The sequence below is a fragment of the Hyphococcus lacteus genome, assembly GCF_041058985.1.
Taxonomy (GTDB): domain Bacteria; phylum Pseudomonadota; class Alphaproteobacteria; order Caulobacterales; family Parvularculaceae; genus Hyphococcus; species Hyphococcus lacteus.
Genome location: NZ_JBEHZE010000001.1, coordinates 2,687,413 through 2,699,736, shown reverse-complemented (window position 1 = coordinate 2,699,736; position 12,324 = coordinate 2,687,413). Strand labels below are relative to the sequence as shown.

The following is a 12,324-nucleotide window of genomic DNA, read 5'->3' as shown; positions in this document are numbered from 1 at the left end:
GTACGTTTATCATGACATTTTCTACCGGTGTTGCTGCTGCCCTTAAAAAAGTCACGATCCGAACCGAAGCGTTTATCAATGGTGAGTTCACGCCTGCCCAATCGGGCGAGACATTGCCGTGTATTTCGCCGATTGACGGTTCAGAGATCGCACGTCTAAGCGCGTGTGATGCCGCAGATGTTGATTTAGCAGTCAAAGCAGCGCGGGCAAGTTTTGAAAGTGGTCTGTGGAGCAAGTTGCCGCCGCGCAAGCGTCGCCAAATTATGCTCAACTTCGCCGACATGGTCGAAGCCCATGCTGACGAGCTGGCGCTTTTAGAGACCCTTGATATGGGTAAACCGATCCGAAACACGCGCAACGCGGATATTCCCTTGGTGGTGCAGACGATCCGCTATTACGCCGAGGCTATCGACAAAATCTACGACGAGCTTGGTCCGTCACCTCATGACGCTGTATCAATGATCGTGCGTGAACCTTTAGGTGTTGTGGGTGCCGTTACGCCGTGGAATTTTCCGCTATTGATGGCGTCTTGGAAGTTCGCACCGGCGCTTGTGACTGGAAACTCTGTCGTTATGAAACCGGCTGAACAAGCCAGTTTAACGATGCTGCGCACGGCGGAACTTGCGGCTGAGGCTGGCATACCGGCGGGCGTTCTTAATGTGGTGCCGGGTAATGGTGCGCAAGCCGGAAAGGCAATGGCGCTGCATATGGATGTTGATGCGGTTGTCTTTACTGGCTCAACCGCCGTTGGCAAGTTGATCATGGGATATGGTGCACAAAGCAATTTGAAACGTATTGCCCTCGAATGTGGCGGCAAGAGCCCACAAATCGTCATGGAAGATTGCCCGGATTTTGATGCGGCCGCGATGGCTGCGGCTTGGGCCGTTTTTTATGACCAGGGACAGGTCTGTACGGCGGGCACGCGCCTGTTGGTTCAAAACTCGGTCAAAGACGAATTCCTTGCCAAGGTTGCGGCCGTCGCAAAAAGCCTCAAACCCGGTGATCCGCTCGATGAAAATACTCGCTTTGGTGCGCTGGTTGATGAAGCCCAGATGAACACGGTGCTGGGTTACATCGAAAAGGGCGGTGCTGAGGGCGCAAAACTTGTGTGTGGTGGCGGGCGCGCTCTGAGCGATAGCGGTGGTTTTTATGTTGCGCCGACAATTTTCGATGGTGTCGATAATAAAATGACAATCGCGCAAGAAGAAATTTTTGGGCCGGTTATTTCCGCAATCGGTTTTGATGACTTCGATGATGCCATGCGTATTGCCAATGATACGATCTATGGCCTGGCCGCCGGTATTTGGACCAGCAATCTCAACTATGCCCACAAAGCGTCAAGAACGCTCCGTGCCGGGAATGTTTGGGTAAATTGTTGGGACGGTAGTGATATTACAACGCCGTTTGGCGGGTTCAAGCAATCTGGGTTTGGCCGTGATCGTTCGCTACATGCGTTAGATAAATATACCGAGCTAAAGACCATTTGGATGAAGCTTTCCTGAGTAAGATGAAAGATTGTGATGACCTTGGATAATTCCCCTGAGCGGCGCAACGATTGGCTGCAATCATACTGGATGCCGTTTACACCGAACAAAGCCTTTAAGGCTGCACCGCGTATTTATGAACGGGCAGAGGGGCATTATTATTATACGTCTGAGGGCACGAAAGTCCTCGACGCGTTTTCAGGTCTTTGGTGTTGCAACCTTGGTCATCGGCATCCAAAAATTGTTGAAGCGATTAAGGCGCAGGCGGATGAACTTGATTACGCCAATGCGTTTAATTTTGGCCACCCAAAAGTATTTGAACTCGCGAACGTCGTCGCGGATCAATTCCCCGGTGATCTGAACCATGTATTCTTCGTGAATTCGGGTTCAGAAGCGGCGGACACGGCGCTGAAAATGGCGATTGCATATCATCGCCTTCGCGGCGAGGGCACCCGTACCCGCTTGATCGGGCGGGTAAACGGCTATCATGGCGTTGGGTTCGGCGGGATATCTGTGGGGGGCATGGTCAATAATCGAAAGTTTTTTGGCAGCCTTCTTCCGGGCGTTGATCACATGTCGTTCCCCTATGATCCCGCAACGCAGGCATTTACGCCCGGCGAGGCTGAGGTCGATGTCGAACCATATATGCGCGAACTCGAAGCCATGATTGCGCTACATGATGCCTCGACGATCGCGGCTGTTATTGTCGAGCCGTTTGCCGGGTCGGGCGGCGTTTTCGTGCCGCCGAAAAATTACCTAAAGCGTCTGCGCGAAGTCACAAAGAAACATGGCATTTTGCTGATCGTTGATGAGGTGATCTCCGGTTTTGGGCGTATGGGTTCGCCGAATGCGGCGACATATTTCGGCGTAGAGCCGGACATCGTCACCGTCGCAAAGGCGATAAATAACGGCGCGGTCCCCATGGGCGCAGCAATTGTCGGCAAGCATATCTATGACGGCTTTATGGATGCGAGCGCTGCGGGCGTCGAATTCTTCCACGGTTACACTTATTCAGGGCATCCATTAGCGGCGGCGGCGGGCCTCGCTGCCCAAGAGGTGTTCCGCGAAGAAGGGGTATATGCCCATGCCGCTGAGATGAGTGATTATTTTGAACAAGCGGTCCATAGCCTGAAAGACGAGCCTCATGTGGTCGATATCCGAAATATCGGCTTGGCCGCGGGGGTCACTGTATCTGGCCGCGAAGGTGCGCCAGGTGCCCGAGGGAACGATGTTTTCCTTAAAACTTATGAAAAGGGCGTCGCCGTTCGGGCTAATGGCGAACATCTCGCCATCGCGCCAATATTGACCTCAGGCAAGGCGGAAATCGACATGATGATCGACGCGGTTCGGGCGGGCTTACGCGCCACGGCCTGAGCGAAAGCTGGAAAAACCGTAAGGGCGGCCAAAATCCGTCAAAATCAAATGGTAACTAAAAATCTGCCCGCGTTGCGCGCGGACACAAAGGCCGTTAGAACGGCCCGGCTTTATAGATAGCAATCGGCAGGAAATGCGTCAGTGGCGAACGAAGACGAAACAATATTAAGAGAAGTTGATCAGGAACTTGCGGAAGAACGCCAGTGGGCGCTGTTCCGCCAGCATGGTCCTGCGGTTGTGGGTGCGGCAATAGCCATCGTGGTCGGTGTGGCCGGCTGGCAGGTTTGGTCACATCTTCAAACCAGCAAAGCGGAAAAGCACGCGGTTGAGTTTTTGGCGGCGGTTGAAACGCTCGAAGAAGACCCTATGGCGGGTCGAGCGGCGCTTGAATCGGTGGCTGAGGCCAAGGGTGGCTATGGCGCATTGGCATCGCTTCGACGCGCTGGTTCTTATGCGGCCAATGGCGAGCGCTTGAAAGCCGTTGAGGTTTACCGCGAGCTTGCCAATAGCGATGCGCCGCGCCGCATGCGTGAATTGGCGCAATTACGCGCGGCTTACCTCTCGCTGGCGGAGGGCCGCGATGTGGTGATGTCTGATCTTGGTAATTTAACGGACGTCACCGGGCCGTTTAGTTTTTATGCTCAAGAAGTGTTGGCACTCGCTGCCCTTTTTGAAAAAGACTACGAAGCTTCGCTATCTGCGTTCCGTGCACTGTCGATCAATCTCGAAGCCCCCCAAGGGATCCGCGAGCGCGCCGAAGAATTTGCGGCATTGGCATCGGCGGCAAAAGAGGGGGTGAACATCACTGGCGAAACCCGGCTTGATGACCTTCTTAAAGTTGTGGGTGAAACCACTGCACCGAGCGACACCGAAAACACAATGACCGAGCCTGTTGACGCGCAGAATGATACGCCGTCAGATGACCACGCTGATCACAATCACGAAGAGTAAAATATGACAGGCATTTCTTCCTCGCCCTTGCGCGCTTTATTGTTGGCTTTGGGTTTGTCTCTTTTGTCCGCTTGTGGCTCTAATCCAATTTCGGGCCTTTTTGGTAGCGATGACTCTGACAAAAACGGGGAAGCACCAGAAGAAGATGAGCGGATTTCGATCCTCGCGCTTGATCAGGCCTTGGCACCGGACCCGCGTTTTGCGGGCGTGACCGTCGAAGTTCCACCTTCATATGTGAACCAATCATGGACGCAGCCGGGCGGCGAAGCTGATCACACGCTTCATCATTTGAGCGCGCCATTAACGATGGAAACCCTATGGAAAGTCGATGTTGGCAAGGCATCTGCGCGCCGTGCGCGCCTGACATCGCCGCCTATCGTTGTTGATAGCCGTGTTTTCGTGATGGATGCTGCCGCGAATGTCACGGCTTTCGACGTTGAAACGGGCGATGAAATTTGGACAACCGAGCTAACACCAGAAATTAACGAGCGATTCCGTTTTCGTGATTTTGTTCTCATGAGCCGGCCAAAGCCGTCTCAAATCGGTTTTGGCGGTGGTGTCGCCTTTGATCAGGGCCGCATTTTTGTGACCTCGGGTTTTGGTTTTGTCGCAGCGCTTGATGCGCAGACGGGCGAAAAGCTGTGGCAGGTCGATACGACCGCACCAGCGCGTACACCACCAACGGCTTATCGCGGCAAGGTTTATCTTGCGACGAATACCAACGAATTTTTGGCACTGGATCAGGAAACCGGCGAGACGTCATGGGCGTTTCAATCGTTTGAAGAATCCGCGCGGTTCCTTTCTTCTTCTAGCCCCGCTGCCGCTGGCGACCTCGTGGTTGCGCCGTTCTCATCGGGGGAACTTGTGGCGTTTATCGCCGACAATGGCCGCTCTGTTTGGGATACGACCATGGTGCGCGAAACGCGCCTGACGGCACTGTCCCAGCTAAATGACATCGCCGGTAGCCCGGTGATCGACCGGGGCTTGGTTTATGTGGTTAGCCATGGCGGGCGCTTTTCGGCGATTGATATCCGCTCTGGCCAGCCAGTATGGGAATTGCCGGTCGCAAGCCTTCAAATGCCATGGGTCGCGGGTGATTTTATTTATCTCGTCTCAATCGAAGGCGAATTGATCTGTGTCTCGCGTGAAGATGGCGGCATCGTTTGGGTGACGCAGCTACGCCGTTACAAGAACGAAAAGAAGAAAAAAGGCCGTATTTCTTGGGCCGGACCAGTGCTTGCCGGTGGGCAGTTGCTATTGGTCTCTACTGAAAAAGAGATCGTCAGGGTCTCGCCGGAAACGGGTGAAGTCACCGAAACTGACAAGTTTGACGGCGGCTCAGTTGTGGCTCCGGTTGTCGCAGGCGAAAAAGTCTTTATCCTGACGGAGGATGGCAAGCTGGTCGCTATGCGCTAATGCGCCAGCGAAGCTTAGAACCGCAGGACTAAATCGAGCACATGTCAGTAAAAATCGCACTGGTCGGACGGCCTAATGTAGGCAAGTCCACTTTGTTTAATCGTTTGGTTGGAAAGCGCCTTGCGCTTGTGGATGATACACCCGGCGTCACTCGTGACCGCCGTGAGGGAGAGGCGCGTCTCGGTGATTTGTCCTTTACGGTTGTCGATACGCCGGGCCTTGAAGAGGCACCCGAAGCAGCGCTCGAAGGGCGCATGCGTCAACAAACAGATATTGCCCTGGCCGAGGCCGCCGCGTGTTTGTTTTTGATCGACGCACGGGCAGGCGTGACGCCGCTCGATAAAACATTTGCGTCGATCCTTCGCGCGAGCGGAAAGCCGGTGATCCTTTTGGCTAACAAAGTCGAAGGTGCAGCGGGCGATTCCGGCTTATATGATTCCTACGGTCTTGGTCTTGGTGAGCCTTTGGCGATCTCCGCCGAACATGGTGAAGGTATGGCCGAGCTTTATAATTTGCTCGACCCGTTTCTAGCGGAGTGGCAGTCGGACGAAAAAGACGAAGAAATAGAGTGGGACGACCCGCTAAAACCGCTTCGGGTTGCGATCGTTGGCCGCCCGAACGCGGGCAAATCAACTTTAGTCAATCAGATAATTGGCGAGAACCGGCTTTTGACTGGGCCGGAAGCGGGCATCACCCGCGATTCAATTTCAGTTGAATGGAAGTGGACGGGCAAAGATCGTGACTGGCCAGTCAAACTTTTCGATACGGCTGGAATGCGCAAAAAAGCCAAAGTGCAATCAAAGCTCGAAAAACTTTCGGTCGCCGATAGTTTGCGCGCGATCAAATTTGCCGAAGTCGTGGTCCTGATGATGGAAGCGACATCGCCCTTTGAAAAGCAAGACCTTCAGATCGCTGACCTCGCTTTGCGCGAAGGGCGAGCATTGGTGCTTGCGGTTAATAAGTGGGATCTGATCGAAGACCGCGATGCGAAAATGCGCGAATTGCGCGAAACTGCCGACCGGTTGTTACCTCAGGCGATAGGTATTCCGATTGCTGCTTTTTCGGCGCTAACGGGTGCTGGGATCAATCGTTTAATGCCCGCTGTGACGCGGCTTTATATTGATTGGAATGCGCGCGTAAAAACGCCGGAGCTAAATGATTGGCTACAAGAAGCAGTGTCGCGTCACGCGCCGCCTGCGGTTTCAGGACAGCGGATCAAGCTTCGTTATATTGCCCAGACAAAAACGCGGCCCCCGACTTTTGTGGCGCAATGTACCCGTGCGGAAGATTTGCCTGCGGCGTATAAGCGATATTTGATCAACGGTATTCGTGACGCATTTGATATTCGCGCAGTGCCAATTCGGCTTATCCTAAAAAGACCGGGCAACCCGTTTGCCAAAGAAAAACGCCGGTAGCTGTCGATCAGTTTTGTAAATCGCGCTTGCGCACGCGAATTGGCTCGGCCTTGGTGCGGGTTAAAACATGATGGACCAGCGGCAGGGTTTCATCCGGTGAAGGCAGCGTTTGCGGATCTTCACCCGGCATTGCAACGGCACGCATATCTGTGCGCATGGTGCCGGGATCAATGATCGATACTTCGACCTCGGTACGGGCGGTTTCTTCCGCATAGGTCTCAAGCAGCATTTCTAGTGCGGCTTTGGTTACGGCGTATGAACCCCAAAATGCGCGCGCAGTTTCGCCGCCTACATGCGAGGTGACGCCGATCACGTCGGCCCGTTTGGCGCGGCGCAACAATGGGTCGAGTGCGCGGATCAAGCGCCAATTTGCGGTGACGTTCAGGTTTAGTGTGTGATTCCAGACTTTTGGATCAATATCCGGGAGCGGTGCAAGCTCGCCAAGGCTGGCTGCATTCAGGACCAAAATATCAAGCGCCTCGAACCGACCCATGAGTGCCTCGGCGAGCCGTTCAATACCTTCACCCTCGACGAGATCAAGCGGGATCAAAGACGCTTTGCCGCCCACGGCCTTCACGGCGTCATCAAGCTCCTCCAGAGCACCCGGCGTGCGGGCCAGCGCCAATACATGGGCACCAGCTTGGGCCAGCGAAATTGCAATAGAACGGCCCAGTCCGCGCGATGCGCCGGTGACGAGGGCAGTTTTTCCGGTGAGATCAAGATCAGCCATGGACGTCTTCCTTATTTTGCGCCTTGGATAGAACCAAAGCGATCTCTTTCGCAACCGTCTCAATGGTCGCGCCGGAAAGATCCGGCAAGGCAATATGCGCCAATGTGACCGGCGCGTCTTTTTTGCGGCCTCGGCTATATAGCGGATCATAATGGACGCGCATCAATTCTGCCGCGAGATCGCGATAGGCACCGACCTCGGCCATCGCCTGCCATTTCGCCAGTGTCTCTTTGGAATGGAATGCCCGCAGGCGCGAAATAGCATCTTGCACGATTAGATCATCAACAATGATGTCTGCATAAGCAGTTAAAAGATATTCGGCGCGCGATGCGATAGGGGCCGTAAGGGTGACCCTTGGTGCTGCGCGCATCGCGGTCCAGATGCGTTTGGGGATTTCGCATCGGCCAATCCGGTTAGATTCAGCCTCGACCAATATTGGTTTAGAAAGATCATGATGCTGAAGATCATACCACAATAACGATTCGAACAGTTTTTGATCCGGTTGCGGATTGTCGAAAAACCCACCAAAAACCGAACCACGATGATTGGCGTGGTGTTCGAGATCTAGAATTTGGACATCGTTTAGTGCCCGTAAAACATCAGACTTCGCTGTGCCAGTTTGCCCATCCAATAAAATCAACGGCAATGGCGCGTCAGAATCTCTCAAGGCCGTGACAACACTTCGCCGCCAAGTTTTGTATCCGCCGCTAAGCAAGCCCGTGTGCCAGCCGACTTGGGCCAAGATCGTTGCCATCGCGTTTGAGCGCATTCCGCCGCGCCAACAATATATCAGCGGATGGAAATTTTTCGGTTTATCGGCCAGCGCCGTATCGAGGTGACGCGCTACATTTCTGGCAACATAGGCCGCCCCAAGCCGGCGCGCCTTAAACCGCGAAACCTGTTTGTAAAGAGTACCCACTTCCGCGCGCTCGGTGTCGTTGAGAACCGGCAGGTTTATCGCCCCGGGTATATGGTCTTGTGCAAATTCCGCTGGTGAGCGCACGTCAATAATGGTGTCGAACTGCCCAAGCGTTTTGACCGATGTTTCGTCTATATGGTGGATCGCAGCAGTGATTATGCGGCCTTTCTGGGGCTGGGCCTTTCTGGGGCTGGGCTTGTATGTAGTGACCAAAAGATGTTCTAGGTTTTTCTGCCAAGACGGCAAGGAGAGAAGTTTTGTCTGATTCCCCAAAAGAACCGCGTTTGACGAGCCTTGCCCATGGGGGTGGTTGCGGATGTAAAATCGCGCCGAATGTTCTGCGTGAAATTCTGGGCGCAGCGCCCCTGAACACCGCCCATGCGGCTTTGATGGTGGATGCTGCCACCAGCGATGACGCGGCGGTTTATAAAGTCTCCGACGATGCGGCGCTAATCGCGACGACTGATTTTTTCATGCCCATTGTTGATGATCCTTTTGACTTTGGGCGGATTGCGGCGACCAATGCGCTTTCTGACGTATATGCAATGGGTGGTCAGCCGATTTTCTCGCTTGCCATTGTTGGTATGCCGATTGGGAAAATGTCGACCGATACTATTCGCAAAATTCTCGATGGCGGGCACGCCGTGAGCGAAGCGGCAGGCGCGCCCGTGGCTGGCGGTCATTCGATTGATTCCGCCGAGCCGATTTATGGGTTAGTGGCCATGGGGCTGGTACACCCGGATCGTGTTCTTCGGAACGCCAGTGCGAAGCCGGGCGATGTGCTGATCCTTGGGAAGCCTTTAGGTGTCGGCATTTTTAGCGCGGCATTGAAACGTGAGATCCTAAGCGCGACGGGCTATGAAACCATGATCAATTCGACCACGCTGCTCAATCGTCCGGGGGCAGAGCTTGCGAAGATCGACGGTGTTCATGCGGTAACGGATGTGACCGGGTTTGGTTTGTTGGGGCATCTGTCCGAGATATGTAAGGGCAGTGGGGTTACCGCCGAGGTCGATCAAAAAGCAGTGCCGGTTTTCGACGAAGCAAAGGCGCTTTTGGCGGACGGGGTCAAAACCGGTGCGAGCGGTCGCAACTGGGAAAGCATAAAAGACATGGTCGATGCACCGGCTGAAATACGCGATATGCTAACCGACCCACAAACCAGTGGCGGATTGCTGGTCGCATGCTCGCCGGAAAGCGCGGGAAAAATTATTGATGCTTTCAAGGCCCATGGCCATGAACAAGCATGTGTCATTGGCTCGGTCAGTGCGGGCGATCCGCATATAACGGTTTCCGCCTAGGCCAAGGCTCGCCTTAGTGCGTCGGCCCAGCCAGAAAGGTTGCCGGCGCGCTCTTCGGCGGACATTGCCGGTTGAAAGCGGGCGTCCAATCGCCAGCGTTCGGCAATTTCTTCGATATTTTGAAAGATCCCAACCTTTAGCCCCGCAAGGTAAGCAACGCCTAATGCTGTCGTTTCGAGAATTTTGGGACGCTCAACTGGCAGATTCAAAATGTCGGCGAGGAATTGCATGGTCCAATCATTGGCGACCATGCCGCCATCGACCCGCAAAGTTTTTGTCTCTGCACCATCGCGTGCTATGGCATTCATTAAATCCGCAGTCTGATAAACCACGCTTTCCAACGCCGCTCGCGCTAGTTCCGCCTTGCCGGAACTGCGGGTCAAGCCAGAAACCAATCCGCGTGCGCTGGGGGACCAATGGGGTGCACCCAAACCGGTGAAAGCTGGGACCAGATAAACACCGTTGTTGTTTTCAATGCTTTCGGCGAGCGCGGCGGTTTCATCAGCGGATTTGATGATTTCCAATTCATCGCGCAACCATTGGATCGCGGCACCAGCAATAAAAATTGACCCTTCTAATGCATAGGTCGTTTTACCATCCAATCGACAGGCAATGGTGGACAACAATTTGTTCTGGGAATGTAAAACCTTGTCGCCGGTATGGATCAGAACAAAACAGCCTGTGCCATAAGTGCTTTTGATGTCGCCGGGTTCAAAGCAGGCTTGACCAAAAGCCGCAGCTTGTTGATCGCCAGCGACGCCGCAAATCGGAATGGGGCGTCCAAACAATTCTGGGTCGGTTAAACCATAATCGTCTGAACAATCGCGCACATTGGGCAACATGGCCTTTGGTACACGGAACTTTTCTAGCAACGCATCATCCCAGCAATTATCATGAATATTATAAAGGCTGGTGCGACTGGCATTGGTGGCATCGGTCGCGTGGGTTTCGCCGCCTGTCAGGCGGCAGATTAGAAAACTATCCACGGTGCCGAATGCAATCTCGCCGTTTTCGGCTCGGGCGCGCGCACCATCGACATTATCGAGAATCCACGCAGCTTTCGTTGCTGAAAAATATGGGTCGAGTAAAAGCCCGGTGCGCGCCGTGACGTGGATTTCAAAACCTTCCTCACGCAATTTCGTGCATACATCCATGGTTCGTCGGTCTTGCCAGACAATCGCGTTGTAAAGCGCTTTTCCGGTTTCGCGGTCCCAAAGTATTGTCGTTTCGCGTTGGTTGGTCAGGCCAATGGCCACCACTTCGCCGCCATTTTCTTCGGCGGTCTCTAACGCTTCGCGGGCCGTATCGCGTGTCGTGCGCCAGATATCTTCGGGATCGTGTTCGACCCAACCGTCTTTAGGGTAATGTTGCGCAAATTCGGCTTGGGCCTGTGAGATGATTTTACCCGACTGATCGAAAACAATGGCCCGGCTAGAGGTCGTGCCCTGATCAATCGCGAGGATATAAGGGGGCTGGGTTTCGCTCATGACACTCGTTTTATAATTTCGAATTTGGTCACTCTATCGCGAACTGCGCGCGCTCATAACCCCTAAATTCAACATGAAACAAGTATCTTGCAGTGTCCGCGTTCGGGCCGAAGCTGGCCAACTGTATCGGCGAGTAAAATGACGACTAATGGCCCTTTTTCACCGTCCGCCATGAGAAAGGTGAGTGTCTTAAAACGCTAAAAGGAGGACACTGGCGCAACTTCCTTTTCCTCACTACGGTAAGGCATCAAGATGTGACGTTTTAAGGGTTTGTATGATTGAGTACAGGATCATTAAATACGATCAATCCCAACGAGATGAGCGTGGTGCTTATATTGGTCCTAGTGCATGGACATGCTATTCCGATGTAGGCGAAACCTTCGATGGGAAGGTACTTACTATCGAAGAATGTTTACGTGTCGAAAGTGCGTATATAAACGCGGCCATTAAACTATTTGAAGAAAGTGGCTTGCCCCATTTACGCCTAACAAGAGTAGATGGGCACGAATGGCAAAAAGAAAAGCTGCGCTCAGAGGGTGGTCCACTGTATGATCCCGCTTTCGACGAAATTGAGTTCGCTGAAGATGTAATAGTTCTTCACAAAGACATGCCCACCGTATTGCAGATGATATTTCGAGGATTTGCCGAAGCCTCACTCGAGTGGCGCGACAAATTTTATATACACATTGGCTGGGATTTTCATATGTACGTCGGCATTGGTAAAGCCACTACCGATAACGACGATGCCGCTCGTTCTAGGGACCTATACGTCGAGAGCAATTATCCCAGTCCCTATAAGGCGTTCAATCTGCCTAACAATATTTTGCATATAGGCAGAAATAAAATTGGGGAAGAGTTCGTTGACGACAGCTACGAAATCAACCTGCCTGCAGTTTACCTTGAAAGGTTGAAACCTATTTGGGGTTTCTCCGATGAGCATCCGTTTCTTGGGACGTGGCGGGTCAATCGACACTGTAAAGATCAAATTGAAAAAGTTGTAGGTCAGGATTTTGATTTTGAGGCCTACGAATATTTCATCCAAACCGCTGGCTGGCAGGACTGAGGCCAATTAACGAGCGTCCTAAAATCGCCTCAAGTAAGACACTCACACATTGAATTGCAATGTCGTCTACTGGCGAGTATATGCCTATCGAGGTGTGATGGTCGGGTGCATGTTTTGACAGAAATCATCCGTTCATATTTCAAACTGAGTCACTACCAAGTATCTTGTTCGGTATGAAATCGCC

The 12,324-nt window shown here is 53.2% G+C and carries 10 protein-coding genes; 7 read left to right on the top strand and 3 right to left on the bottom strand.

Annotation, left to right across the window (positions count from 1 at the left end; translation table 11 throughout):
• Positions 1 to 11 precede the first annotated feature (11 nt).
• From ABFZ84_RS12835 to der, 5 genes are all read left to right on the top strand, one after another.
• Positions 12 to 1,502, top strand: a complete 1,491-nt coding sequence (locus tag ABFZ84_RS12835; RefSeq protein ID WP_369314416.1) for an aldehyde dehydrogenase — start codon at positions 12 to 14, stop codon at positions 1,500 to 1,502.
• An 18-nt stretch (positions 1,503 to 1,520) separates the two neighbouring features.
• Entirely contained in the window at positions 1,521 to 2,858 is a 1,338-nt protein-coding gene (locus ABFZ84_RS12830) for an aminotransferase class III-fold pyridoxal phosphate-dependent enzyme (protein ID WP_369314415.1), read from the top strand.
• A gap of 141 nt (positions 2,859 to 2,999) precedes the next feature.
• Complete coding sequence (locus ABFZ84_RS12825) at positions 3,000 to 3,809, top strand: tetratricopeptide repeat protein (protein WP_369314414.1); 810 nt, start codon at positions 3,000 to 3,002, stop codon at positions 3,807 to 3,809.
• A 3-nt stretch (positions 3,810 to 3,812) separates the two neighbouring features.
• Complete coding sequence (locus tag ABFZ84_RS12820; RefSeq protein ID WP_369314413.1) at positions 3,813 to 5,225, top strand: PQQ-like beta-propeller repeat protein; 1,413 nt, start codon at positions 3,813 to 3,815, stop codon at positions 5,223 to 5,225.
• 41 nt (positions 5,226 to 5,266) lie between these two features.
• Positions 5,267 to 6,640: a ribosome biogenesis GTPase Der gene (gene der / locus ABFZ84_RS12815; protein WP_369314412.1), complete on the top strand. Its 1,374-nt coding sequence runs from the start codon at positions 5,267 to 5,269 to the stop codon at positions 6,638 to 6,640.
• Between the two features lie 7 nt (positions 6,641 to 6,647).
• On the opposite strand, the gene ABFZ84_RS12810 is transcribed toward der, so the two are convergent.
• Positions 6,648 to 7,370: an SDR family NAD(P)-dependent oxidoreductase gene (locus ABFZ84_RS12810; protein WP_369314411.1), complete on the bottom strand. Its 723-nt coding sequence runs from the start codon at positions 7,368 to 7,370 to the stop codon at positions 6,648 to 6,650.
• Positions 7,363 to 8,562, bottom strand: a complete 1,200-nt coding sequence (gene mnmH / locus ABFZ84_RS12805) for a tRNA 2-selenouridine(34) synthase MnmH (protein WP_369314410.1) — start codon at positions 8,560 to 8,562, stop codon at positions 7,363 to 7,365. The genes ABFZ84_RS12810 and mnmH overlap by 8 nt, the downstream gene beginning before the upstream one ends.
• On the opposite strand from mnmH, the gene selD reads away from it, so the two are divergent.
• On the top strand, positions 8,547 to 9,590 hold the full coding sequence (gene selD, locus ABFZ84_RS12800; protein ID WP_369314409.1) for a selenide, water dikinase SelD: 1,044 nt from the start codon (positions 8,547 to 8,549) through the stop codon (positions 9,588 to 9,590). The two genes, mnmH and selD, sit on opposite strands and share 16 nt — an antisense overlap.
• Here the strand turns inward: selD and glpK are convergent.
• Entirely contained in the window at positions 9,587 to 11,077 is a 1,491-nt protein-coding gene (gene glpK, locus ABFZ84_RS12795) for a glycerol kinase GlpK (RefSeq protein WP_369314408.1), read from the bottom strand. The two genes, selD and glpK, sit on opposite strands and share 4 nt — an antisense overlap.
• A gap of 274 nt (positions 11,078 to 11,351) precedes the next feature.
• Here glpK and ABFZ84_RS12790 point away from each other — a divergent pair, with 274 nt between their 5' ends.
• Complete coding sequence (locus tag ABFZ84_RS12790) at positions 11,352 to 12,140, top strand: DUF7683 domain-containing protein (protein ID WP_369314407.1); 789 nt, start codon at positions 11,352 to 11,354, stop codon at positions 12,138 to 12,140.
• Positions 12,141 to 12,324: the final 184 nt, after the last annotated feature.